The following is a 24177-nucleotide window of genomic DNA, read 5'->3' as shown; positions in this document are numbered from 1 at the left end:
GGCCGAACCAGCCCTACGCCGAACGGTCGACGGGTGGTTGAACTGGCGCTGGGCCAAGTGGCGTTGGTGGGGTCGGCGGGTGGTCTGGGCGAGGTGTGCCGGCGGTCAGCCGGAGGACGGGGTGTCGGCGTCCGGGCGGTGCGCCGCCAGGCGGTAGAGGGCGTCGCCCAGGTCCACCAGGGGTGGGCGGCGGACGACTGCGACGACGCCGGTGCGGTGGGCGAGGACGGGGACGGAGGGGCGGGCGAGTTCCTCGACGGGGTGGATCCGGGCGATGAGGTCTCCCTCCTCGACCTCCTGGCCGAGGCGGGCGATCGGCTCGAAGAGCCCCCGGACGGGGGTGTACACGGCGCCGTCGGGGAGCAGGTCGATCCAGCGGGTCGGCGGGGCGGGCGGGGTGTCCGGATCCGCCGGGAGGATCCCGGCTCCCGCCAGCACCCGGCGCAGTCCGTGGATCGCGTCGGACACGAACGCGGGGTTGACCTCACCGCCGCCACCCAGCTCGGTGGAGATCATCGCGACCCCGGCGTCGTCGGCGGCGGTGGAGAAGGAGCCGGGCTCGAACCGCGCGGGGACGACCATCGTCCACGGCAGCCCCATACTCTCCGTCAGCCGCCGCTTGGCCTGCCAGGCCTCGGGGCCGGGGCCGTCGTAGACGAAGACCGACGGGAGGTAGTGGCCGGTCGATCCGCCGGAGTGCAGGTCCATCACCAGGTCCGCGTGCGGCAGCAGTTCGCGGACCAGGGCGTGGGCGAGCTGGTCGGTGGGACCGCCCGTGCCGTTCCCGGGATAGCTGCGGTTGAGGTTGCCGCCGTCGAGCGGGGAGACCCGGGCCGCGGCGCGGACCGCGGGCAGGTTCAGCGCCGGCAGCACGATGAGCCGGCCGGTCAACTGCCCGGGGTCGGTCTCGCGCAGCAGGCGGTGCAGGACCACCTGCCCCTCGTACTCGTCACCGTGGGTGCCGGCCACGAGCAGGGCCGTCGGGCCGGGTGCGCCGGAGAGCACCGCGACCGGGACGGGGACGACCCCGTTGTCGTGCCGGTTGTCCGAGTGGGTGAGGTGGAGGGCGCCGACCTGGCGCCCCGGCGCGTCGAGGTCGATGCCGTGCAGCCGCGTCACGGCCCTCAGCCCTTCACTGCCCGGCCGGCGGCCCGGTCGGCGGACTGCTCGGCGGCGAGCAGCCGGTTGAGGATCCGGCGGGCCTTGGCGACACCGGCGTCCTGGCCGATGAGCACGTCGTGCTCGCCGCCGGGCCGCTCCCGCATCCCGGTCTCCTGCTCCCGCAGCGCGTCGGCGTCCTCGCGCAGCACGGTCTCCAGGCCGACCTCGAGCTCCTTGGTGGCCCACTCGGCGTCGACCGCGAAGTTGCGGCTGAACGCGTAGTAGTACCAGGTGGTCCGCTCGTCGACCGGGGTGATCCCGTTGAGCACCTTGATGAGGTGGCCCTCCTCGCGCGGGCGCCCCTGGGCGGTGATGCCGGAGTGCAGCACGTGGTAGCCCGGGACGTGGAACTCGGTGGCGTGGAACCGGTCGTACAGTCCCTCGATGCCCATGGTCCGCGCGTACAGCGGCGGAGCCTCGACGTCGGGCATGAACCGGTCCACGGTCACGACGTCGCCGTCCACCTCGACCGTGATGCCGTACTCCGGGATGTAGTCGTCGCCGACGGTCGTCTTGTGCAGGAACGTCTCGTGGGTGAGGTCCAGCAGGTTGTCGTGGATGAGGTCGTGACGGCACTCGAAGAGCATCGTGTGGGTGACCGTGGCCCACGCGGGGTCGTTCATCCAGTGCGTGTCGGGGACCAGGCTCTCGTCGGCGAGGTCCTCGTCGCCGGTCCACACCCAGATCCAGCCGTCCTTCTCCACGACCGGGTAACGCCGTACGCGGGCCCGTGCGGGGATGGCGGCCTGCGCGGGGACGCGGGTGCACACTCCGTCGGGCCCGTAGGCGAAGCCGTGGTACCCGCACTCGACGGAGTCCCCCACGGTGCGGCCGGCGGACAGCGGGTAGGCGCGGTGGGCACAGCGGTCGGCGAGGACCACCGCCGCGCCGTCCTGGGTGCGGTAGAGCACGAGGGGTTGCTTGCAGACGACCCTGCGCACGGGATCGCGAGTGACTTCCGTGGACCAGGCAGCGACATACCAGGTGTTCAGAACGAACACGGCCAGACCTCCTCTGGATGCAGTGCGCACACCGTATACAGTGGGTTCAGAGAAGACAACGGTCCGCGCGAGGTGGAATTCTTCGGCGGAAGCGGTATCCGGTTGGGGGTACGGCCCTCAGGGACGGAGAGCAGACGTGGAGCCTTTGCGCAACGATCCCAGGGACACCAGGCCGTTGGGCGTCCGCGTGTACGAACGACTCCGCGACGAGATCGTCTCGGGCGGTCTGGAAGCCGACGCCACCCTGGTGCAGGAGCAGGTCGCGGAGCGCCTTGGCGTGTCCCGCACCCCGGTACGGGACGCGCTGAACCGCCTCGCCCACGAGGGACTGGTCACCTGGCTGCCGGGCAGCGGATACATCGTCAACGCCCTCCAGCCCAAGGACATCGCCGAGGTGTACCAGGTGCGCCAGTCGATGGAGACGCTGGCCCTGCGCCTGGCCTGCGGGCGGCACGACCGGGCCCGGCTGGCCCGACTCGCGGCGGTGATCGAGGAGATGGCGGCCACGGACCCGGCCGACGCGGCGGCGCAGTTCGAACTCAACCGGGCCTTCCACCGGCTGCTGATCGAGCCCTGCGACAACGCGCTGCTCCTGCGCATGATCGACACCCTCTGGGACCACCCGGTCAACCGCCGCATCACCCGCTCCTACGTCCACGAGCCGGGCAGCGTCCCGGTGATGGTGAGCGAGCACCGCGCCATCCTGGAGGCCGCCGACGCGGCGGACGAGGACCGCCTGGTCCGCCTGGCGACCGAGCACATGTACACCGGCTACCGGCAGACCCTGCCCGTGGACAGCGGCCTGGAGCTGGTACCGGGGCCGGAGACGGAGCAGTCGCGCTGAAAGCCGGAAGGGGCCGCCGGCAGTGCGGCGGCCCCTCGGCACAGATCCCGGGTCCCGGTCAGACCGTTTCGGGGGTCCTGGTCTCCTCGGTGAAGTCGATCTCCGGCGGCGGGGTCCGGAACAGCCGGGTGAGATGGGCGAGGTAGAGCACGCCCACGGCGAGCCAGATCAGGCCCAGGGTGATGGCCTTGCCGTCGAGGCGCGTCAGCAGCCAGATGTCGACCGCCGCGCCGATCACCGGGAAGGCGACGTAGGTGAGCGGGTTCAGTCTGCGGCCCGCGCGGCGCTCGCGCAGGAAGGTGGCGATCACGCTGAGGTTCACCGAGGTGAAGGCGGTGAACGCGCCGAAGTTGATGAACGACGTGGAGGTCGCCACGTTGAGTCGCAGCGCGACCAGTCCGATCGCCCCCGTCAGCACGATGTTGACGGCGGGGGTGCGGAACCGTGGGTGGACGAACCCGAAGAAGCGGCGGGGCAGCACACCGTCCCGGCCCATCGCGAACAGCAGGCGGGAGGCGCTGGCCTGGGCGGCGATGCCCGAGGCGAACTGAGCGACCACCAGACCGGCCAGGAAGATCGAGGAGAACAGGCTCCCGGCGATCGTCCTGGCGATCTCGAAGGCGGCCGAGTCCGGGTCGGCGAAGGTGCTCCCGGGGTGGACGAGCTGGGTCGTGTACGCGAGCAGGACGAAGATGCCACCGCCGATCAGGGCGATGAGCATGATCGCGCGGGGGATGGTGCGCCGCGGCTCGACGGTCTCCTCGGTGAGGGTGGTGACGGCGTCGAAGCCGAGGAAGGAGTACGCGGCGATGGCGGCTCCGGCCGAGACGCCGACCAGGGTGCTGTCGTCGTTGAGGAACGGCGTGGCGCTGAACAGCCCTTTGGCGCCCGAGTGGCGGAAGACGTGGAGCAGCGAGAAGAGCGCGAAGAAGCCGATGACGAGGACCTGGAAGATCATGAGCAGGTCGTTGGTCTTCTCCGCGGTGCGGATGCCGCGCACGTTCAACGCGGTGGTGATCGCGATGAAGCCGACGATCCAGACCCAGAAGGGCACGCCGGGGAACTGGGCGTGCAGGTAGGCTCCGCCGATCAGCCAGATGACCATGGGCAGGAAGAAGTAGTCGAGGAGCGTCGCCCACCCGACGAGGAAGCCGGCCCTGGAGTCGATGGCCCGCCGCACGTAGGTGTAGGCCGAGCCCGCCACCGGATGGGCCGCGGCCATCTTGCCGTAGCTGTGCGCGGTGAAGATCATCGCGACCATGGCCAGCAGGTAGGCGGTCGGCACGGTGCCGTTGGTCGTCTGCGCGATGACTCCGTACGTGCCGAGCACGATCAGGGGGGTCATGTAGGCGAGGCCGAAGGCGACGACCGATCTGAGGGTCAGGGTCCGGTTCAGCGTCGGGGTGGGCTGTTCCATGGCGGGGCTCCAGGGGGCGCGTAGGGGCCGGGCGGGCTTCCGGGGATGTGTCGGCGGGCGTAGGGACGGGGCGGAGGCGGACGTGCCGGGCGGTCAGCCGCCGGCGCGGCGGTCCGGATTCCAGCGGCGGGGGTCGATCCGCCCCTGGTACAGCGGCAGTTCGATGGGGGCGTCACCGTCCTGGAACTGGTCCCACACGCGGTTGAGGCCCGCCGTGCCGTGGGTCCGGACCCGGGTGACGTCGTCGAGGTCGAGCACATCGGTGAGGACGGTGGGCAGGGCGTCGGGGGCCTCGACCCGTACCCGGCCCTCCGGGTCCACCACGAGACTGCGGCCGGTGCCGACCGGTCCCGCGGTATTGACGCTGATCACGTAGACCTGGTTCACCATGGCGTTGGCCCGGGCGAGGACCAGTTCCTGGGCACGGTCGGCGGTCGTCGTCATGACCGGATTGACAATCACTTCCGCGCCCATCCAGGCCAGATGCCGGGAGACCTCGGGGAACCACGCGTCGTAGCAGATCGCGAAGCCGATCCGGCCCGCCTCGGCCAGGTCGGCCACGACGAATCGGTCGCCGGGGTCGTACGGCTCGTAGGGGCGCCACGGGAAGACCTTGCGGTAGGAGGCCGCGAGCCGGCCCTCGGGCGAGAAGGCCAGAGCGGTGTTGAACAGCTCGCCCCGCGCACCACGCTCGCACACGCTGCCGGGCAGCAGCCAGATGCCCAGGTCACCCGCGAGCTCGGCGAGCATCTTGGTCCGGGGGCCGTCCAGCGGCTCCGCGGACTCCCGCAGCTGGGCCTCCCGTTCCTCCCGGGAGCCCTCCACGCCGCACAGGTGCAGCTCGGGATGAACCACCAGACGGGTCCCGGGGAACCTCGCGAGGAGGTCCTGGACCTCGTCGGCGAAGCCGGCCAGCGGCGAGCGGGAGGAGCGCGGAGGGGCCTGCGCGAGGGCGATGGGCAGGGGCCGGGACACGGGAGTCACCACTTTCGGACAGCAGGTGGCCTGATGGCGAAAAAAAATAGAGCACGATGAGCACTTAAACAAGAGTGTTCAAGATGAGCACTTTTGAGTACGGTGTCGCCATGCCCGGCTCCCCCGTGAACTCCCGCCCGGCGCGCGCGGAGCAGGCCACGCACGGCCTGAACGCGCCGCCGCTCACCGCCATCCGGCGGCTGTCCGCCCTGGACGCCGTACGGGCCCGTATCGCGCTCGCCGTCGATCTCGGTCTGCTGGCACCCGGTGAGCGGCTGCCGGGCAGCGACCGGATCGCCGAGGCCCTGGGCGTTTCCGAGATCACGGTCCGCCGGGCCCTGGTGGCCCTGTGCAAGGAGGGCGTGCTGGAGCGCAGACGCGGCCGCACGGGCGGGACGCTGGTGGCCGAGCGGCCCGCGCACTCGACGGTCGGGGCCATCGAGACGTACCGGGCGGCATCGGCCGACGTGCACCAGCTGATCGACCACCGGCTCGTCCTGGAGTGCGGGGTCGCCCATCTGGCCGCGGTCCGCGGCCTCGACCCGGAGTCCGCGCGGGAACTGGACCGGCTGGTCGAGGAGATGGACCGGGCCCCGAGCTGGGCGGAGTTCCACGGCTGCGACGAGCGGTTCCACATGGCGGTGGCCGCCGCGACCGGACTCGACTCCGTCGCCGAGCCCTACGGCGCCGTGCTACGGGAGCTGTACCGCTACTACCTGCCCTACCCGCTGGACTTCCTGCGCCACTCCAACGACGAGCACCGCGCCCTGGTGAAGGCGATTCTGCGCGGGGACGCGGCGGAGGCGGCCGAGGTGGCGCGCCGTCATGTCGAGGAACTTCACAAGAGCATGTTCATGGACCTCCTCGACCGACGCTGACAGCAACGGGCGGTCCACTGCCGCGCCGGGCGCACCCGCTGCCCCGGCCGGCCCGGCGCACCCGCGGCCGGTCCCGGCACCCCCACCCGGCCGCAGCCGCGTTCGCCCACGTCACCGAAGTGATCCGGGGCGGGCGCTTCGGTGGTCGGCGCCCCGGCCGCGATCACACTCGAGAGCACGACCGCGAAGCCGATCACGGCCGCACGCGGTGAAGGAGGATGCCATGTCCACCGCGCGCGAGGAGCGGGCCCGGGCGGCCGGGGAGGCCGACCGGCTGACGGCGCAGGGAGTGAGCGGGGTCGTCCTCACCATGGTGGACACCGCGGGCATCACCCGTATCAAGACCGTGCCGGTCTCGGCGCTGCCCGACGCGGTGCGGTGGGGTGTCGCCATGCCGCCGGTCTTCGACCTGTTCCTGGCCGACGACTCCGTCACCGGCGGCGGGCTCACCGGCACCCCCGAGGGCGACCTGCGGCTCCTGCCCGACCTCGACCGGCTGACCCCGCTGGCCGCCCAGCCCGGCTGGGCCTGGGCGCCTGCCGACCGCCACGACCAGCGGGGCAGTCCGTACCCCGGCTGTCAACGCCTGTTCGCCCGGCGGATGACCGAGCGGGCCGCCGAACGCGGTCTCGCCCTGCGGATGGGCTTCGAGACCGAGTGGGTGGTCGGCCGAGACACGGATCCGTCCCCGTCCCCGTCCCGCCCGGCCGCGGGCCCCGCGTACGGCATGGCACGCTTCGTCGAGCTGTCCGACTACCTGCGCGACGTGCTGGACGCCCTCGTCGCGCAGGGTGTCGCCGTGCAGCAGCTGCACCCGGAGTACGCGCCCGGCCAGTTCGAGGTGTCCGTGGCACCCTCGGACCCGGTCGGAGCGGCCGATCTGGCGGTGCTCGTGCGGGAGACGGTCAGGGCGGTCTCCGCGCGGCACGGGCTGACGGCGTCGTTCGCCCCCGTCATCGAGGCGGGAGCGGTCGGCAACGGTCGCCACCTGCACCTCAGTCTCTGGCAGGACGGCCGGAACCTGTGCCGGGACGGGGACGGCCCGCACGGCATGACGGCGGTCTGCGAGGCGTTCCTCGCGGGCGTCCTGCGGGAGCTGCCCGCGCTGCTCGCCCTCGGTGCGCCCTCGGCCGCCAGCTATCTGCGGCTCGAACCCTCGCGCTGGGCCGGTGCGTTCCAGTGCTGGGGCCCGGAGAACCGGGAGGCCGCGATCCGCTTCGTCGCCGGGGCACCGGACGCCGGCTGGGCGGCGAACGCCGAGATCAAGAGTTTCGACGCGGCGGCCAACCCCTACCTGGCGGTGGGCGGGGTCATCGCCGCCGGCCTCGCCGGAATCGACGCCGCCGCGACCCTCCCGCCGCCCGTCGTGGGTGACCCCGCCGAGGTGGGAGGTCACAAGCGGCTGCCCGCCTCGCTCACCGAGGCACTGGCGCACTTCGAGCGGTCGGCGGTGCTGCGCGAGGCGCTCGGGGAGCCGCTGTTCGGCGCGGTCGTCGCCGTACGGCGTGCGGAGGCCGCGCGGTTCGAGGGGGCGACCCCGCAGAGCATCGTGGCGGCCACCCGCCTGCGGTACTGACGGCCGGCGACCGGCCGCCGAAGGGCCCGCCCCGCCCTTCCTCCCGATGCTCCTGGCACCGGGAGGAAGGACGGCGGGTCAGCGGGCGGTCTGCGTGTGGACGTACTCGACGAGGTGCGTGAGCGCGTCGGGGTCGGTCGAGGGCATGACGCCGTGGCCGAGGTTGAAGATGTGGCCCTCCAGTCCCGCCGCCGCGTCCAGCACCTCCCGGGCCTTGGCCTCCAGGGCCTTCCGGGGCGCGAACACCACGGTCGGGTCGAGGTTGCCCTGGAGTGCCTTGCCGGGGCCGACGCGGCGCGCGGCCTCGTCGAGGGGGACCCGCCAGTCCACGCCGACGACGTCCGCGCCGGCCTCGCCCATCAGACCGAGCAGCTCGCCGGTGCCGACGCCGAAGTGGATGCGCGGGACGCCGTACCCGGCGACGGCCTCGAAGACCTTGGCGGAGGCGGGCAGCACCGAGCGGCGGTAGTCGACCGGCGAGAGGGCGCCCGCCCAGGAGTCGAAGAGCTGCACGGCGCTCGCGCCCGCCTCGATCTGCACCTTCAGGAAGGCGGTCGTGATGGCGGCGAGGCGGTCGAGCAGGTCGGCCCACAGCTCGGGGTCGCCGTACATCATCGCCTTGGCGTTCTCGTACGTCCGGGAGGGACCGCCCTCCACGAGGTAGCTCGCGAGGGTGAAGGGGGCGCCGGCGAAGCCGATGAGCGGGGTGGACCCGAGTTCGCGGGTGAGCAGGCCGATCGCCTCGGTGACGTAGGAGACGTCCTCGGGGGTCAGGTCGCGCAGCCGCGCGAGGTCCTCGCGGGTGCGCACCGGACGCTCGACGACCGGGCCGATGCCGGGCTTGATGTCCAGGTCGATGCCGATGGCCTTGAGGGGCACGACGATGTCGCTGAAGTAGATCGCCGCGTCCACGTTGTGCCGGCGGACCGGCTGGAGGGTGATCTCGGTGACCAGCTCCGGGCGCATGCAGGACTCGAGCATCGGGATGCCCTCGCGCACCTTGCGGTACTCCGGCAGGGAGCGTCCGGCCTGCCGCATGAACCACACGGGCGTGTGCGGCACGGGTTCACGCCTGCACGCCTTCAGGAAGGCGGAGTCGTAGGTGGCTGTCTGCGGCTGCCGGCTTGCGGGCGTCTGGTTGGCACTCACGCCCGCAAGTCTCGCATGCCCCCGATGACGCGAAGGCCCCGGTGTGCGGCCCCCGGACGGCGCCGCCGACGGCGGCGGGGTGTCTTGCCCTGCACAAAGGCCCGGTTCCCCTTAATCTTCCCGGCATGGCTGCGGCTCAGGGACGACTGTCGGACGGCACTGGCGGAATGGACGATCCGAAGGATCCGGGAAAGGGGGACTGCGATGCGAGCAGGGCGCCTCAGGCTCCGTTGCCCTTCCAGGCGGCGGTCGAGGCGCTGAGGTCCGCGCGGTTGCGGCCGCAGCTGGAGATCGAGCAGGTCCCGCCGCCGCAGCGGCTCGCCCCGTTCACGTACGCGCTGGAGGCCACGGTCGTCGACGGGGAGCAGGACCTGGCCGACGGCCGGCTGGTGCTGCTGCACGACCCGGCCGGGCACGACGCCTGGCAGGGCACCTTCCGGCTGGTGACGCTGGTGCGCGCGGAGCTGGAGCCGGAGATGGCCTCCGACCCGCTGCTGCCGGACGTGTGCTGGTCGTGGCTGACCGGGGCACTCCAGGCGCGCGGGCTGATGTACGGCGAGCCGAGCGGGACCGTCACGCGTGCGAGTTCGCACTACTTCGGCGGGCTGTCGTCCCGCCCGGCCGCCTCGCAGATCGAGATCCGCGCCTCCTGGACGCCCCGGGAGGGGCTGGGCGGGGCGCCGGACACCGCGGCGCACCTGGCGTCCTGGTGCGATCTGCTCGCCCAGGTCGCCGGGCTGCCGCCGGCCGGTCCGGGGGACGCGTCGGTGGTGACGCTGCCGCAGCGGCGCGGCCCGCAGTCGCGCTGACGGCGGACCCGTCCCCGCGCTGACGAGGGACGGGCACCCACACTGACGAGGCCCCGCACCCGCGCGCGAACACCTGTCCGGGCACCTCACCGACCGCTTGCCGTTTCTTTGTCGATACGGCCACTTTCAGGCAGGTATCGCTCCCGAACGACACCCAAGCGAACCGATTCGACCTTCGGATTATCGACAATGCGTTCGAATTAAACGCTCGGTCACTCACCAGATCGTGATCATTCTCTAAAGGACAACGGGTTTGGTGCCGAAGACCACTGTGACCTTGCAAGCACGGTTCTTCCCGGCTTCATCCCCACAAGCCGGCCCCGTCCCCCCACCCCCCCCAGGAGGCCTGGTGTCCGTTCTCCTCGAGCAGCCCGCAAGCCTGGTCGCCTACCGCCCGAACAAGCCGACCGCCATGGTCGTCGTGGCGGACCCGCGCGTGCGTTCCACCGTCACCCGTCATCTGTGGGCGCTCGGAGTCCGTGACGTCATCGAGGCGTCGTCCGTCGCGGAGGCCCGTCCCCGTATCGGCAACCCGCGTGACATCTGCGTAGCCGACGTCCACCTGCCCGACGGCTCCGGGCTCACCCTGCTGTCCGAGACCCGTGCCGCCGGATGGCCCAACGGCCTGGCCCTGTCCGCCGCCGACGACATCGGCGCCGTGCGCAACGCCCTGGCCGGCGGTGTCAAGGGCTATGTCGTCACCGGCACCCGCACCAACGTCGGGCTACCCACCCGGCCCGGCGCCGCCCCCATCGGCGCCGCCGCCGCCCGACTGCACCGCCGCCCCCCGGGCGCCCCGAGCCACCCGGGTGGTTTCCGCGAGCTCTCCGGCCGCGAGGTCGAGGTGCTGCGGCTGGTCGCGGAGGGTCAGTCGAACAAGGCGATCGGCGTCTCGATGGGCCTGTCCGCGCTGACCGTCAAGAGCCACCTCGCCCGCATCGCCCGCAAGCTCGGCACCGGCGACCGGGCCGGCATGGTCGCCGTGGCCCTGCGGACCGGCATCATCCACTGACCGTCCCGACCAGCCCCTTTCCCGACTTGTCCGTCGCCATCCCCGATCCCCGCTCGCCTCTCCCCCGTCCCCCCGACAGCACGTTCAGCACCCGCTCCGTCCGCCCGAGAAACCGTCCCCTCCCCCCGTCGTCCCCCCGGTCGCGCTCCGCGCGTACCCCCTGCCGGTCGTGCACCGGACGTATCACCTGCCTGACCGGTTTACGACCCCCCGGCGCCCGCCGACGGAACGTTCCGTCGGCGGGCGCCGTCCATCCACGGATACTCTTGACATGTGACCGACGCCCAAGAGACCGCAGCAGACAGCTCACTGCGAACCACCGGAGGCGCCCCTCCGGACGACGGCGGATCTTCTGACACCGGGGCGCCGATCCCTCTGCTCGAACCCCGTGAGGGCATCCCGCCCGTGATCGCCGACGCGGACGCGCTCGCCGAGGTGACCGCCGCGTTCGCGGCCGGCTCCGGCCCCGTCGCCGTCGACGCCGAACGGGCCTCCGGCTACCGCTACGGCCAGCGCGCCTACCTGGTGCAGCTGCGCCGCGAGGGCGCCGGCACCGCGCTGATCGACCCCGTCGCCTGCCCCGACCTGTCCGCTCTCGGCGGGGCGCTGTCCGGTGTCGAGTGGGTGCTGCACGCGGCCACCCAGGATCTGCCGTGCCTGCGCGAGATAGGCATGCTGCCGACCAGCCTGTTCGACACCGAACTGGCCGGCCGGCTCGCCGGGTTCCCACGGGTCGGGCTCGGCGCGATGGTCGAGGGCGTGCTGGGCTTCGTCCTGGAGAAGGGCCACTCCGCCGTCGACTGGTCGAACCGGCCGCTGCCCGAGCCGTGGCTGCGGTACGCGGCGCTCGACGTGGAGCTGCTCGTCGACCTGCGCGACGCCCTGGAGAAGGAGCTGGACCGGCAGGGCAAGCTGGAGTGGGCCCTTCAGGAGTTCGACGCCATCGCCTCGGCGCCGCCGGCCGAGCCGCGCAAGGATCCCTGGCGGCGTACCTCCGGGATGCACAAGGTGCGCCGCAGGCGGCAGCTCGCCGTCGTGCGGGAGCTGTGGCAGACCCGGGACCGGATCGCCCAGCGGCGGGACGTGTCGCCGGGCAAGGTGCTCTCGGACGCGGCCATCGTGGAGGCCGCGCTCGCCCTGCCGGCCAATGTGCACGCGCTCACCGCGCTGAACGGCTTCGGGCACCGGACCGGCCGGCGGCAGCTGGAGCAGTGGCAGACCGCGGTGGAGCGGGCCAAGGCCCTTCCCGAGTCGGCGCTGCCGCAGCAGGGGCAGCAGGTGACCGGGCCTCCGCCGCCGCGGGCGTGGGCCGACAAGGACCCGGTGGCGGCGGCACGGCTCGCCGCCGCCAAGACCGCGGTGTCGGAGCTGGCCGAGCGGCTGAACATGCCGCAGGAGAACCTCGTCGCGCCGGACGCCGTACGGCGCCTGTGCTGGGAGCCGCCGAAGGGCGCCGACGCCGAGTCGGTCGGCGCCGCCCTCGCCGGGTACGGTGCGCGGCCCTGGCAGGTGGAGCAGGTCACGCCGGTACTGGTGAAGGCGCTGGCGGCCGGAGGCGCCTAGCACTGGCGGCCAGGGGCGCCCAGGACCGTCAGGACCTGTCCGGCCGGGCGCGTCTCCCCCGTCGCCCGGGTGCCCGTGCCCTACCTGGTCGCCCCCTTCATGAAGCCGTTGTAGACGAAGCGCTGGAGGAACAGGAAGACGATCAGGGTCGGCAGGATGACGAGGACCGCTCCTGCCGAGATCGTCTCCCAGTGGGCGCCGAAGGGGCCGCGGAAGCGGAACAGGGACGTCGAGATCACGCCAAGATCCTCGGAGGGCATGTAGAGGAAGGGGATGTAGAAGTCGTTGTAGACGGTGATCCCCTTCACGATCACGACCGTCGCGATCGCGGGCTTCAGCAGCGGAAAGATGATCTTCCGGTAGATCGTGAAGGCGTTGGCGCCGTCCAGGCGTGCCGCCTCGTCCAGGGACAGGGGGATGGACCGGACGAACTGGAGGAAGATGTAGATCGACACGATGTCCGTGCCCATGTAGAGGGCGATCGGCGCCCAGCGCGTGTCGAACAGGCCGAAGCCGTTGACGATCTGGAAGGTCGCCACCTGGGTGGTGACGCCGGGGACCAGCGCGGCCACCAGGAACAGCGCCACCACGAGCTTCTTGAAGCGGAAGGTGAAGCGGTCGATCGCGTAGGCCGTCATGGAGCCGATCAGCACGGTGCCTCCGATGGCGAAGACCAGGATGAAGGCAGTGTTGCCGAACGCGGCGAGCATCCGGCCGTCCTGGAACGCCGTGGCGTAGTTGCGGAGGTTCAGCGGATCGCCGGGGAGCGAGAGCGCCCCGCCGTCGTCGGCCATCTCCTCCGGCGTCTTCAGCGAGGTCAGCAGGACCACACCGAGCGGGAGCAGTACGACCACCGACGCGGCGGCCAGCGAGGCGTACACCAGGGTCCGGGCGACGATGCGGCGCGTCATACCAGGTCCACCCTGTCGTCGGGGACGAGACGCCGCTGGGCCCAGGTCACCGCAAGGATGATCAGCAGCAGCACGACCGCGGCCGCCGAGGCGAGCCCCGTCTTGTTGAACTGGAAGGCCAGCTTCACGGTCTGGATCACGAAGGTCTCGGTGCCGGTCGCCCCGCCGGTCATGATGTACGGGATCTCGAAGGCCGACAGCGAGCCGGAGACGGACAGGATCACGGTCAGGGTCAGCACCGGCTTGATACCGGGCGCGATGATGTGCCGGAACTGCTGCCAGCGGTTCGCCCCGTCCAGTTCGGCGGCCTCGTACAGTTCCCCCGGGATGGACTGGATCGCGCCCAGGAACAGGACGAAGTTCAGGCCCAGGTAGCGCCAGACGGAGACCCCGGCGAGCGAGGTGTTCGCGGAGACGGGCGTACCCAGCCAGGCGTGCGAGGAGTGCCGGCCGAACAGGGCCAGGACGGAGTCGAGGGTGCCCCCGTCCTGGAAGAAGTAGAGGAAGACGAAGCCGATCGCGACGCCGTTGATCAGGTACGGGAAGAAGAGCACGCCCTTGAAGAAGTTCCTGAACCGCACGTCGAAGCTGAGCACGGTGGCGAAGTACAGGGCGGCGACGATCTGCACGGCGGAGGCGGCGAGGTAGTAGCCGCTGACGAAGAACACCTCGAACAGCTCGGGGCGGGTGAACAGTTCGGTGTAGTTGTGGCCGCCGGTGTAGTGCAGCTCGGGACTCACCCCGTCCCAGTCGGTGAAGCTGTACGCGACCATGTTGGCGACCGGCGCGTAGGTGAAGGTGATCAGCAGGGCGAGCGGGGCGAGCAGGAAGAGCCAGGGGGTCAGCCCCCGCCGCACGCGCGCGCGGCGCGGGACGGGGGCCGGGGTGGCGGCGACGGGCGGCGCGGCCGGCCCGGCGGTGGTGTCCGTCATCAGGACCCCGCGTTCTTCCGCGCCGCCGTCCACTTCCCGCCGAGGTCGCCCAGGAAGCCGTCGAGGCTGCCCTTGCGGGCACCGCGCGCGAGGTCGACAAGGTTCTGCCGGTAGCCGGGCTTGTAGATGCCGACCTCGGACTCGTCGTCGATCAGCTTCACCCGGGCGCCCGCGGTGTCGTCCAGTTCGATGAACTTCACGCCCGCGTCCCGGTACGGCGTGAGGACCTCCGGCAGGGGCGCGTCCTTCAGCGGGGAGATGGCGAGGTTGTCCTTGTCGTAGCCGGACCGGTCGGTGAACCAGTCGATCCAGGCGCGGGCCGCGGCCTTGTGCCGGGAGTGGATGTTGACGGCCTGGTTGTAGTCGGGGCCCACGACCCCGCAGAACGTGCCGTCCGTCTGGGCCGGGAAGGGCATGAACCCGATGTCGCCGGGGTCCACTCCGGCCCTCTCGGCAGCGTCCTGGAACTGGATGATCGCCCAGGTGCCGAGCCACTGCGTGGCGATCTCGCCCTTGGCCAGCCGGGCCTTGGAGGCCTCCCAGTTGGTGGTGGTCGGGTCCTTCTCGGCCAGGCCCCGACGCACGATGTCGTACAGCAGGGTGTCGCCGACCCGCAGGTCCGCGCCCCGCGCCCAGGGATCGCCCTCGGCCAGCTTCGTCGTCGCGCCGGTGTCGCAGTGCACGGAACCGTTGACGTAGGTCCAGGAGGTGAGCGGCCACTGGGCGGCGAAGTTGGTGTAGTACGGGGTCGCGCCGGTCCTGTCCTTGATGGCCTTCAGATCGGCCAGGAACTGGGCGGACGTGGTGGGCCACGCGGTGATCCCGGCCCGCTCCCAGACCTTCTTGTTGTAGACGAAGCCGGGCATCACGCCGATCGGGCTCTGCCCGTAGACCTTGCCGTCGACCGTGGTGAAGTCGGTGAACCGGTACTTCTCGGCGCGCTCGGCCCGGGTGCCGAGCGAGGCGAAGAACTTCGGGTAGTCACTCTTCTTGATCACCCCGGGGATCATCAGGACGTCGCCGTAGTTCTCGGTGTTCATCCGGATCTTGACTTCGGACTCGTAGTCGGTGAGGGCCTGGAACTCCACCTTCACCTTCGGATACGTCCGGTTGAAGGCGGCGGCGTACTTCTTCATCGTGCCGTCCTGCACCAGGTCGGTGCGCTGGGTGAGGACGGTGATGGTCCCGCTCACCTTCGCGGGGTCGTCGGGTGCCTCGGCGTCCTGCCCCTTCGAGACGCCTCCGGTGCCGGTGCACCCGGTGAGCAGCAGGGCCGCGGTGGTCGCGGCGAGAAAAGTGCGGCGGTTCATGTGCGTCAGCTCCGTTCTGCGGACGGACGAGCACTGCGGATGGGCCGGCCGGACGGCCGGGTTGGCTGGTTCGGCACTCTGACAGCGCTTTCTCAACCGGTAAAGTCCGAAACTCGCCAACGCTGCTGCACCACAGGCCAGTTGGGTTGGACCGGTTTAGGGAGGGCGCATGCTTCGGGCCACACCGCTCACCGAGGGATGGATCCTGCGACACCCCGACGACGCGGGTGCGGCGCTCCCGGCGGCCGTGCCGGGCTGCGTGCACACGGATCTGCTGGCCGCGGGGCTGATCCCGGATCCCTTCCTCGGCCGGAACGAGGCGGACGTGGCCTGGGTGGGCCGCCGGGAGTGGACGTACGAGAGGCGGCTGGACACCGGCTCGGAGCACGAGCGGACCGACCTGGTCTTCGACGGGCTCGACACCGCCGCCGAGATCGCCCTGGACGGCGGGCGGCTGGGCCGGGTGCGCAACATGCACCGCTCGTACCGTTTCGACGTGACGGGCCGCCGGGGGAACCTGACGGTGCGCTTCGACTCCGCGTACACCGAGGCGGAGGCCGTGCGCGCACGTGTCGGAGAGCGGCCCTCCGCCTATGCCGAACCCTTCGCCCACATCCGCAAGATGGCCTGCTCCTTCGGCTGGGACTGGGGGCCGACCCTGGTCACGGCGGGCATCTGGCGCCCGGTGCGGCTGGAGTCGTGGTCCACGGCCAGGATCGAGCGGGTGCGCCCTGTCGTCACCGTCGAGGACGGCACGGGCGTGGTCGAGGTGCACATCGGGGTGGAGCGGACCCGCTCCGAGGCCCAACTCGCCGTCGAGGCCCGGGTGGGAGGGGTGCGGGCGCGGGCGGCTGTCGACGGCACGGCCGTGGCCGTACGGCTCCGGGTGCCGGAAGCCGATCTGTGGTGGCCCCGGGGGTACGGCGGACAGCCGTTGTACGAGCTGGAGTTGACGCTGCTGCACGGCACGGTGGTGCTGGACGCGCGGCGTCACAGGATCGGCTTCAGGACCGTGGAGCTGGACACCTCGGCCGACGAGCACGGCAGCGGCTTCACCCTCGTGGTCAACGGAGAGCGGCTCTTCGCGCGCGGCGTCAACTGGATCCCGGACGACGTGTTCCCCTCCCGGATCACCCGCGAACGCTACCGGGAGCGGCTCGGCCAGGCGGCAGCGGCGGGGGTGGACCTCGTCCGGGTCTGGGGCGGCGGGATCTACGAGAGCGAGGACTTCTACGACGCCTGCGACGAACTCGGCCTGCTGGTCTGGCAGGACTTCCCGTTCGCCTGCGCCGCCTACCCCGAGGAGCAGCCGCTGCGCGGCGAGGTGGAGGCCGAGGCCCGCGAGAACGTCGTACGCCTGATGCCGCATCCCTCGCTCGTGCTGTGGAACGGCAACAACGAGAACCTGTGGGGCTTCAGGGACTGGGGCTGGGAGCCGCGGCTGGCCGGCGACTCGTGGGGCGAGGGGTACTACCTGGGGCTGCTGCCCCGGGTGGTGGCCGAACTCGACCCGACCCGGCCGTACACGGCGGGCAGCCCCTGGTCCGGGTCCTGGGCGCACCACCCCAACGACCCGGCGCACGGCACGCACCACTCGTGGGAGGTGTGGAACCGGCGCGACTGGGCGGACTACCGGCTGAACGTGCCGCGTTTCGTGGCCGAGTTCGGCTGGCAGGCGCCGCCCGCGTACGCGACCCTGCGCCGCGCGCTGCCCGGCGAGGAACTCGCCCCGGACTCCCCCGGCATGCTGCACCACCAGAAGGCCGACGACGGCAACGGCAAGCTGGAGCGCGGACTGGCCCCGCACTTCGCCCTGCCCGAGGGGGACTTCGGCCGCTGGCACTACCTCACCCAGCTCAACCAGGCGCGGGCGGTGGCCACCGGCATCGAGCACTGGCGCTCGCACTGGCCGGTGTGCGCGGGCACCGTCGTGTGGCAGCTCAACGACTGCTGGCCGGTGACGTCCTGGGCGGCGATCGACGGCGACGGGCGGGAGAAGCCGTTGTACCACGAGCTGAAACGGCTCTACGCGGACCGGCTGCTGACCCTCCGGGCGCGGGACGGCGAGCTGGTACTGGCCGCGGTCAACCAGTCGGCCGCGCCATGGGCGGCTGAACTCACCCTGCGCCGGATGAACGTCGCGGGCGAGGTCGTCGCCTCCACGCGCACGGCCCTGCGCGCCGCGGCGCGCACGGTCGCGGACGTCGCCGTCCCGCCCGAACTGGTCCCGGCCGGCCCGAAGGAGTTCCTGGTCGCGGACGCGTGGAGGTCCCCCCTGTTCGAGCGAAGTCGAGAACTTGGGGGGGAAGCCGAGAGCGGAGGAGGCCTGCGGGCGCTGCACTTCCCGGTGCCGGACCGCGAATTCCTCTGTCCGCGGCCGGAGTTCGACGTGTCCGTCGCGCCGGACGCGGTCACCGTGACGGCCCGCACCCTGGTGCGGGACCTGCTGCTCCAGGCCGACCGGCTGCACCCTTCCGCACGGGCCGACACGGGGCTGGTCACCCTGCTCCCCGGTGAACGGGTGACCATCGGGGTCGACGGCTGGAGGATCCCCGGCGGCCGGGAGGCGGCCGACGCCGTCCGGTCGGCCCTGTACTGCCTGGAGCCCGCCCGATGACGGCACCCCGCGTCACCATCAAGGACGTCGCCGCCCGTGCCGGGGTGTCCAAAGGGGCGGTGTCGCTGGCCTTCAACCGCAAGCCGGGCCTTTCGGAGGCGACCCGCGACCGCATCTTCCGGGCCGCGCGCGAGCTGGGCTGGGCGCCGAACCCGGCCGCCCGGTCGCTGGCCGGCTCGCGCGTGGACGTGGTCGGGCTCACGATCTGCCGGCCGGCCCGGCTGCTCGGGCTCGAACCCTTCTACATGGAGTTCATATCGGGGGTGGAGAGCGTCCTCGCCGAGCACTCCTGCTCGCTGCTGCTGCGGCTCGTACGCGAACCGCGGGAGGAGGCGGGCCTGCTGGAGACGTGGTGGAAGGCACGGCAGATCGCGGGCTCGATCCTGGTCGACTTCGGCACCGACGATCCCCGTCCGGCCGTGGCGCGGCGGATCGGGCTGCCCGCGGTCGCCGTGGGACACCCGTCGCTGACCGGCGGACTCACCTCGGTGTGGACCGACGACGCCACCGCGGTCACCGAGGCCGTGCGCTATCTGGCGGCGCTCGGGCACCGGCGGATCGCCCGGGTCGGCGGCGCGGCGGCCCTCGGGCACACGGCGATCCGCGCGGCGGCGTTCGACGCGGCGGCGCGGAGCCTTCGGCTGGCCGGTGCGTGGCAGGTGGCGACCGACTTCTCCGGCGAGACGGGGGCGCGGGCGACGCGCTCGCTGCTGTCCGCGGCCCCGCCGGAGCGGCCCACGGCGATCGTCTACGACAACGACATCATGGCGGTGGCCGGACTGTCGGTGGCGGCGGAGATGGGCCTGCGCGTCCCGGCCGACGTGTCCCTGCTGGCCTGGGACGACTCCCAGCTGTGCCGGCTGACCCACCCGACGCTGTCGGCGATGAGCCACGACGTGCACGGCTTCGGCGCGGACGTGGCCCGCACGCTGTTCGGCATCCTGCTGGAGGAGGGTCCGGGCTCGCATCCCGTGCCGACTCCGGTGCTGACCCCGCGGGGTTCAACGGCACCGCCGGGAGTGTGACCTTCGCCGCTGTGGGCGCGGGGACTGGGCAGTCACATTACCCACGAGTAGCATGGAGGCTGAGCGCGCGCTCAGCGCTGCGCGGCAGTGCCGTCCCGCACCCTGGAGGAGAGCCATCGTGCCTCGTACCGTCAAGGACGTCGTCTTCGTCGACGGCGTCCGCACCCCGTTCGGCAAGGCGGGCCCGAAGGGCATCTACCACGAGACTCGCGCCGACGACCTCGTCGTCAAGGCGATCCGGGAGCTGCTGCGCCGCAACCCCGGTCTCGACCCGAAGAAGATCGACGAGGTCGCCATCGCCGCGACCACGCAGATCGGCGACCAGGGCCTGACCATCGGCCGCACCGCCGGCATCCTGGCCGGCCTGCCCACCTCGGTCCCCGGCTACTCCGTCGACCGGATGTGCGCGGGCGCGCTGACCGCCGTGACCACGGTGGCCGGCGCCGTCGCGTTCGGCGCGTACGACATCGCCGTCGCGGGCGGTGTCGAGCACATGGGCCGCCACCCGATGGGCGAGGGCGTGGACCCCAACCCGCGGTTCGTCAGCGAGAAGCTGGTCGACGAGTCCGCCCTGTTCATGGGCATGACCGCGGAGAACCTGCACGACCGCTACCCGCACATCACCAAGCTGCGCGCCGACGAGTACGCGGTGCGCTCGCAGGAGAAGGCCGCCAAGGCGTACGCCAACGGCAGCATCCAGGCCGACCTGGTCCCGATCTCCGTGCGCCGTACCACCCCCGAGACCGGCGAGACCGGCTGGGGCCTGGTCACGGCGGACGAGCCGATGCGTCCGGGCACCACCCTGGAGAACCTGGCCGGCCTCAAGACGCCGTTCCGCGTGCACGGCCGGGTCACCGCGGGCAACGCGGCCGGTCTGAACGACGGCGCCACCGCCTCCCTCATCGCGAGCGAGGACTTCGCCCGCGAGCACGGACTGCCGGTCAAGATGCGCCTGGTCTCCTACGCCTTCGCGGGCGTGGAGCCGGAGGTCATGGGCTACGGCCCGATCCCGGCCACCGAGAAGGCCCTGGCCAAGGCCGGCCTGTCGATCTCCGACATCGGCCTGTTCGAGATCAACGAGGCCTTCGCCGTGCAGGTCCTGGCCTTCCTCGACCACTACGGCATCGCGGACGACGACGAGCGCGTCAACCAGTACGGCGGCGCGATCGCCTTCGGCCACCCGCTCGCCTCCTCCGGCGTCCGCCTGATGACGCAGCTGGCCCGCCAGTTCGAGGAGCAGCCGCAGGTCCGTTACGGCCTGACCACCATGTGCGTCGGCTTCGGCATGGGCGCGACGGTCATCTGGGAGAACCCGCACTTCGACGGAGGCGACAAGTGAGCACCACCGCTGAGCTGTTGAAGGGCGCGGCCGAGCTGTTCCCGGGCGAGGTCGTCACACAGGCGCACGTGCGCCACTTCGACCTGCCCCGGGGCGCCGGGCGCTTCGCCCTCATCACGCTGGACAACGGCCTGGACCACACCAAGCCGACCACCTTCGGCCCGGCCTCGCTGGCCAACCTCGACTCCGCCATCGACCAGGTGGAGAAGGAGGCCGCGGACGGCGACATCGTCGGCGTCGGCATCACCGGCAAGCCGTTCATCTTCGCGGTCGGCGCCGACCTCAAGGGCGTGGAGCTGCTCAAGGAGCGCGAGCACGCGCTGGCCATCGGCAGGGGCGGCCACGAGGTCTTCAAGCGGCTGTCGAAGCTGGCCGTGCCCACCTTCGCGTACTACAACGGCGCCGCGATGGGCGGCGGCGTCGAGGTCGGCCTGCACTGCACCTACCGCACGGTCTCCGCGGCCCTCCCGGCGTTCTCGCTCCCCGAGGTGTTCCTGGGCCTGGTCCCGGGCTGGGGCGGCTGCACGCTGCTGCCGAACCTGATCGGCGCCGACAGGGCCGTCACGGTCGTCATCGAGAACAGCCTCAACCAGAACAAGCAGCTCAAGGGCAAGCAGGTCCACGAACTCGGCATCGCCGACGCCCTGTTCGAGGGTGCCGACTTCCTGGAGCAGTCGCTGGTCTGGACGACGGCGGTCCTCAAGGGCGAGATCGAGGTCGAGCGCCCGGTGATCGACCGGGGCGAGGCCTGGGACCAGGCCGTCGCGCGCGGCCGGTTCATCGCCGACTCCAAGGTGCACGGCGCGGCCCCCGCCGCCTACCGCGCCCTGGACATCATCGCCGCCGCGAAGAGCGGAGACCTCCAGCAGGGCTACGACGCCGAGGACCAGGCCCTCGCCGGCCTGATCATGAGCGGCGAACTGCGGGCCGGCATCTACGCGTTCAACCTGGTGCAGAAGCGCGGCAAGCGCCCGGCCGGCGCGCCGGACAAGAACCTGGCCCGCCCGGTGACCAAGGTGGGCGTGGTCGGCGCGGGCCTGATGGCCTCGCAGCTGGCCCTGCTCTTCCTGCGCCGCCTGGAGGTGCCGGTCGTCCTGACGGACATCGACCAGGAGCGCGTCGACAAGGGAGTGGGCTACGTCCACGCCGAGATCGACAAGCTGCTCGGCAAGGGCCGTATCAACCAGGACAAGGCCAACCGCCTCAAGGCGCTGGTCACCGGCGTCCTGGACAAGGCCGAGGGCTTCGCGGACGCGGACTTCGTCATCGAGGCCGTGTTCGAGGAGATGAGCGTCAAGCAGAAGGTGTTCGCCGAGGTCGAGGCGGTCGCCCCGGCACACGCGATCCTCGCGACGAACACCTCCTCCCTCTCCGTGACGGAGATGGCGTCGAAGCTGAAGCACCCCGAGCGGGTCGTCGGCTTCCACTTCTTCAACCCCGTCGCGATCCTCCCCCTGCTGGAGATCGTGCGCGGCGAGCAGACGGACGACGCCTCGCTGGCGACCGCCTTCGCGGTGGCCAGGAAGCTGAAGAAGACCGCGGTCCTGGTCAAGGACGCCCCGGCGTTCGTCGTGAACCGCATCCTGACCCGCTTCATGGGCGAGATCCAGAACGTCATCGACGAGGGCACCCCGGTCGAGGTGGCGGAGCGGGCGGTGGAGCCGCTAGGCCTGCCCATGTCCCCGCTGGTCCTGCTCGAACTGGTCGGCCCGGCGATCGGCCTGCACGTCTCGGAGACCCTCAACGAGGCGTTCCCGGACCGCTTCGCGGTCTCCCCGAACCTCAAGGCGGTCGTCGAGGCCGGCAAGCGCGGCTTCTACGTCTACGACAGCGGCAGGCCCGAGCTGGACCCGGAGGTCGCCGCGCTGCTCAAGCAGGGCGACACCGTCCTGACCGAGGAGCAGGTGCGGGCGCGGGTGCTCGACGCGGTCGCGCAGGAGATCGGCCTGATGCTGGCCGAGGGCGTCGTCGCCGAGGCCCAGGACATCGACCTCTGCCTGATCACCGGCGCCGGCTGGCCCTTCCACCTGGGCGGCATCACGCCGTACCTGGACCGCGAGGGCGTGTCGGAACGCGTGAACGGCAGGCGGTTCCTGGAGCCGGGCGTGGCGAGCGTTCCGGCATAACCCCTCCCGGCCCTCCACGGCGCTCCCGTCCGCCCCTGTCGCTCACCGCAGCGGCAGGGGCGGACGCGTACCGCCGGTCGTTCAGCGGCGGAGGGAACCGTCAGGTCACCAGGTGGGCATCGCCGGGTAATGGGCGCACGTCCCGGAGCAGGGTTCACGGGAGGACAACGACGTGTGCAGCCAGTTGTCCTCGGGAACGCCGTGCACGCGCACCGTCAGCGAGGCGGGCGCCGAGTGGATGGCGCTGAACACCGTCACGAACTCGACCGTGTAGGAACCGGGCCGCCAGTCGTGGGCGTGGGTGACCCGCCAGGTGCCGTCCTCCTGGACGGGTGCCTCGGCGATGAGCCGGCCCTGTTCCAGGACCATGACCTTCTGGGCGCCGCGCGGCGCCTTGCCGGAGAAACGGGGGCGCGGGCCGGTCCAGGCGTTCGGCCGCGGGCCCACGACCTGCGGCGGGTCGATGCGGTCGAGGACGTGGAAGTCCACCGTGGAGGTCCGTGAGACGGCGTTGCCGTCGGCGCCGAGCACCTGGACGGTGTGGGGTCCCGCGGGCCAGTTGACGACTCGGCGCCACTGCCAGGTCCCGGCGGCGGAGACGGCGGTGCCTCCGAGGTAACGGCCCTGCTCGTAGAAGAGGACGTAGCCCGTGCCGGCGGGTGCCTTGCCGGCCAGCTTGCGTGCGGCGCCGATCAGTTGGCCGGGTGCCGGCGAGGTGACGACGGGCGCGTCGGGCAGGCTCGGCGCCAGGGTGAGGGCCGTCTCGGGGTGGCTCATGGTGAACTCGGCGAGCACCGGAGGCATCGTGCCCGGTGTGAGGCGCCGGGGGTCGACGATGTCAGGCGGCAGGTCGGGCGAGTCGGCGACGACCATGGCCATCCGGCGGGCGACCTCGCGCGCCCCCAGGTCGTTGTAGTGGCTCGCGTCGATGATGCCGTCGGGATGGTTCGGGTGCTCGCCCGGATCCAGCCACCGGTAGAGCCTGCGTGCTCGCGTGGGCCCCAGTTCGGCGAGCATCGCCGTCGTGAAGGCGGCCATGTCGATCAGGGGGACGCCGTTCTCCGCCGCCGCCTCCCGGGTGAGTTCGGGGTATCCGTCATGGGTGTCCAGGACGTTCCCGGCCTCGGAGAAGGTGCAGCGGGCCGCCGGGGTGAGCAGCACGGGGACGGCGCCCTCGCCCCGTACGGCGTCGGTGTACAGGCGCAGGTACTCCTTGTACTCGCGTGGCCCGTGGTGGCGGTTGAGCTGGTTGATGCGCTGCTCGACGTTGCCGAAGGCCATCAGGACCAGGTCGCCGGGGTTGAGGACTCTGAGGAGGGTGGCGAACCGCTCGGTGAAGTAGCCGCGCAGGGTCATGGCGTCGCGGGCGTAGTTGCGTACCTCGTAGTGCTCGGTCAGGAATTCGCCGAGGTACTGCCCCCAGCCGGCGAGCGGTGCCTCCTCGGCGGTGCGCGACGCGGCCACCGAGTTCCCGATGATGCAGATCTTCCTCAAGTCTTCCTCTGTTCCGTCAGGCCGTGCTGTGGTCGGCG

Annotated in this window: 19 protein-coding genes; 10 read left to right on the top strand and 9 right to left on the bottom strand. The window is 71.7% G+C overall.

Annotated features, from left to right (window positions below):
* Window positions 1–105 precede the first annotated feature (105 nt).
* A complete protein-coding gene (locus ACFY3J_RS22280) occupies window positions 106–1119 on the bottom strand; it encodes a succinylglutamate desuccinylase/aspartoacylase family protein (RefSeq protein ID WP_390841563.1) in 1014 nt (337 codons plus the stop codon).
* A 5-nt stretch (window positions 1120–1124) separates the two neighbouring features.
* On the bottom strand, window positions 1125–2162 hold the full coding sequence (locus tag ACFY3J_RS22275) for a Rieske 2Fe-2S domain-containing protein (RefSeq protein ID WP_390841562.1): 1038 nt from the start codon (window positions 2160–2162) through the stop codon (window positions 1125–1127).
* Window positions 2163–2349: 187 nt separating this feature from the next.
* Here ACFY3J_RS22275 and ACFY3J_RS22270 point away from each other — a divergent pair, with 187 nt between their 5' ends.
* Entirely contained in the window at window positions 2350–3006 is a 657-nt protein-coding gene (locus ACFY3J_RS22270) for a GntR family transcriptional regulator (RefSeq protein WP_384177097.1), read from the top strand.
* A gap of 58 nt (window positions 3007–3064) precedes the next feature.
* Here ACFY3J_RS22270 and ACFY3J_RS22265 read toward each other — a convergent pair whose 3' ends face one another.
* Window positions 3065–4423 carry an APC family permease gene (locus ACFY3J_RS22265; RefSeq protein WP_390841561.1) on the bottom strand — a complete coding sequence of 453 codons (1359 nt, stop codon included), beginning with the start codon at window positions 4421–4423 and terminating at the stop codon, window positions 3065–3067.
* A gap of 93 nt (window positions 4424–4516) precedes the next feature.
* Window positions 4517–5398 carry a carbon-nitrogen hydrolase family protein gene (locus tag ACFY3J_RS22260; protein WP_384177101.1) on the bottom strand — a complete coding sequence of 294 codons (882 nt, stop codon included), beginning with the start codon at window positions 5396–5398 and terminating at the stop codon, window positions 4517–4519.
* 83 nt (window positions 5399–5481) lie between these two features.
* Between ACFY3J_RS22260 and ACFY3J_RS22255 the strand changes: the two genes are divergently transcribed.
* Both ACFY3J_RS22255 and ACFY3J_RS22250 read left to right on the top strand, forming a co-directional pair.
* Entirely contained in the window at window positions 5482–6276 is a 795-nt protein-coding gene (locus ACFY3J_RS22255) for a FadR/GntR family transcriptional regulator (RefSeq protein ID WP_390841560.1), read from the top strand.
* A gap of 223 nt (window positions 6277–6499) precedes the next feature.
* The gene (locus tag ACFY3J_RS22250; protein ID WP_390841559.1) at window positions 6500–7852 is read left to right on the top strand and encodes a glutamine synthetase family protein; all 1353 of its coding nucleotides are present in this window, start codon (window positions 6500–6502) and stop codon (window positions 7850–7852) included.
* A 78-nt stretch (window positions 7853–7930) separates the two neighbouring features.
* Here ACFY3J_RS22250 and hemE read toward each other — a convergent pair whose 3' ends face one another.
* Window positions 7931–9001 (bottom strand): uroporphyrinogen decarboxylase, encoded by a 1071-nt coding sequence (hemE, locus tag ACFY3J_RS22245; RefSeq protein ID WP_390841558.1) that lies wholly within the window; start codon window positions 8999–9001, stop codon window positions 7931–7933.
* A gap of 125 nt (window positions 9002–9126) precedes the next feature.
* Here hemE and ACFY3J_RS22240 point away from each other — a divergent pair, with 125 nt between their 5' ends.
* The 3 genes from ACFY3J_RS22240 to ACFY3J_RS22230 all read left to right on the top strand — a co-directional run bounded on the left by ACFY3J_RS22240 (window position 9127) and on the right by ACFY3J_RS22230 (window position 12385).
* Window positions 9127–9810 carry a DUF3000 domain-containing protein gene (locus ACFY3J_RS22240; RefSeq protein WP_390841557.1) on the top strand — a complete coding sequence of 228 codons (684 nt, stop codon included), beginning with the start codon at window positions 9127–9129 and terminating at the stop codon, window positions 9808–9810.
* 349 nt (window positions 9811–10159) lie between these two features.
* On the top strand, window positions 10160–10822 hold the full coding sequence (locus ACFY3J_RS22235) for a response regulator transcription factor (protein ID WP_100572546.1): 663 nt from the start codon (window positions 10160–10162) through the stop codon (window positions 10820–10822).
* Between the two features lie 273 nt (window positions 10823–11095).
* Complete coding sequence (locus tag ACFY3J_RS22230) at window positions 11096–12385, top strand: ribonuclease D (protein WP_384177109.1); 1290 nt, start codon at window positions 11096–11098, stop codon at window positions 12383–12385.
* A gap of 80 nt (window positions 12386–12465) precedes the next feature.
* Here the strand turns inward: ACFY3J_RS22230 and ACFY3J_RS22225 are convergent, their stop codons facing one another.
* The 3 genes from ACFY3J_RS22225 to ACFY3J_RS22215 are packed head-to-tail and all read right to left on the bottom strand — an operon-like array spanning window position 12466 to window position 15538.
* On the bottom strand, window positions 12466–13296 hold the full coding sequence (locus tag ACFY3J_RS22225; RefSeq protein ID WP_384177111.1) for a carbohydrate ABC transporter permease: 831 nt from the start codon (window positions 13294–13296) through the stop codon (window positions 12466–12468).
* Window positions 13293–14228, bottom strand: a complete 936-nt coding sequence (locus ACFY3J_RS22220) for a carbohydrate ABC transporter permease (RefSeq protein ID WP_384177113.1) — start codon at window positions 14226–14228, stop codon at window positions 13293–13295. Before ACFY3J_RS22220 ends, ACFY3J_RS22225 begins: the two co-directional genes overlap by 4 nt.
* Entirely contained in the window at window positions 14228–15538 is a 1311-nt protein-coding gene (locus ACFY3J_RS22215; RefSeq protein ID WP_390841556.1) for an extracellular solute-binding protein, read from the bottom strand. The genes ACFY3J_RS22220 and ACFY3J_RS22215 overlap by 1 nt, the downstream gene beginning before the upstream one ends.
* Window positions 15539–15707: 169 nt before the next feature.
* Between ACFY3J_RS22215 and ACFY3J_RS22210 the strand changes: the two genes are divergently transcribed.
* From ACFY3J_RS22210 to ACFY3J_RS22195, 4 genes are all read left to right on the top strand, one after another.
* Window positions 15708–18155 carry a glycoside hydrolase family 2 protein gene (locus ACFY3J_RS22210; protein ID WP_390841555.1) on the top strand — a complete coding sequence of 816 codons (2448 nt, stop codon included), beginning with the start codon at window positions 15708–15710 and terminating at the stop codon, window positions 18153–18155.
* Complete coding sequence (locus ACFY3J_RS22205; protein WP_384177119.1) at window positions 18152–19180, top strand: LacI family DNA-binding transcriptional regulator; 1029 nt, start codon at window positions 18152–18154, stop codon at window positions 19178–19180. The genes ACFY3J_RS22210 and ACFY3J_RS22205 overlap by 4 nt, the downstream gene beginning before the upstream one ends.
* A gap of 118 nt (window positions 19181–19298) precedes the next feature.
* Window positions 19299–20519, top strand: coding sequence for a thiolase family protein (locus tag ACFY3J_RS22200; RefSeq protein ID WP_384177121.1), 1221 nt, complete (start codon window positions 19299–19301; stop codon window positions 20517–20519).
* On the top strand, window positions 20516–22645 hold the full coding sequence (locus ACFY3J_RS22195; protein ID WP_390841554.1) for a 3-hydroxyacyl-CoA dehydrogenase NAD-binding domain-containing protein: 2130 nt from the start codon (window positions 20516–20518) through the stop codon (window positions 22643–22645). The genes ACFY3J_RS22200 and ACFY3J_RS22195 overlap by 4 nt, the downstream gene beginning before the upstream one ends.
* A 105-nt stretch (window positions 22646–22750) precedes the next feature.
* On the opposite strand, the gene ACFY3J_RS22190 is transcribed toward ACFY3J_RS22195, so the two are convergent.
* The gene (locus ACFY3J_RS22190; protein ID WP_390841553.1) at window positions 22751–24139 is read right to left on the bottom strand and encodes a GDSL-type esterase/lipase family protein; all 1389 of its coding nucleotides are present in this window, start codon (window positions 24137–24139) and stop codon (window positions 22751–22753) included.
* Window positions 24140–24177 lie beyond the last annotated feature (38 nt).

This window comes from Streptomyces sp. NPDC001231 (assembly GCF_042896885.1).
In the GTDB taxonomy this organism is placed as follows: Bacteria; Actinomycetota; Actinomycetes; order Streptomycetales; family Streptomycetaceae; genus Streptomyces.
The sequence above is the reverse complement of the archived record's forward strand: the minus strand, read 5'-3'. Positions and strand labels throughout refer to the sequence as shown.

Excerpts from the sequence above, each read along its gene's own strand:
- ACFY3J_RS22265 (WP_390841561.1), bottom strand. The coding sequence starts at position 4,423 with ATGGAACAGCCCACCCCGACGCTGAACCGGACCCTGACCCTCAGATCG.
- ACFY3J_RS22255 (WP_390841560.1), top strand. The coding sequence starts at position 5,482 with ATGAGCACTTTTGAGTACGGTGTCGCCATGCCCGGCTCCCCCGTGAAC.
- ACFY3J_RS22250 (WP_390841559.1), top strand. The coding sequence starts at position 6,500 with ATGTCCACCGCGCGCGAGGAGCGGGCCCGGGCGGCCGGGGAGGCCGAC.
- ACFY3J_RS22240 (WP_390841557.1), top strand. The coding sequence starts at position 9,127 with ATGGCTGCGGCTCAGGGACGACTGTCGGACGGCACTGGCGGAATGGAC.
- ACFY3J_RS22225 (WP_384177111.1), bottom strand. The coding sequence starts at position 13,296 with ATGACGCGCCGCATCGTCGCCCGGACCCTGGTGTACGCCTCGCTGGCC.
- ACFY3J_RS22220 (WP_384177113.1), bottom strand. The coding sequence starts at position 14,228 with ATGACGGACACCACCGCCGGGCCGGCCGCGCCGCCCGTCGCCGCCACC.
- ACFY3J_RS22215 (WP_390841556.1), bottom strand. The coding sequence starts at position 15,538 with ATGAACCGCCGCACTTTTCTCGCCGCGACCACCGCGGCCCTGCTGCTC.
- ACFY3J_RS22210 (WP_390841555.1), top strand. The coding sequence starts at position 15,708 with ATGCTTCGGGCCACACCGCTCACCGAGGGATGGATCCTGCGACACCCC.
- ACFY3J_RS22205 (WP_384177119.1), top strand. The coding sequence starts at position 18,152 with ATGACGGCACCCCGCGTCACCATCAAGGACGTCGCCGCCCGTGCCGGG.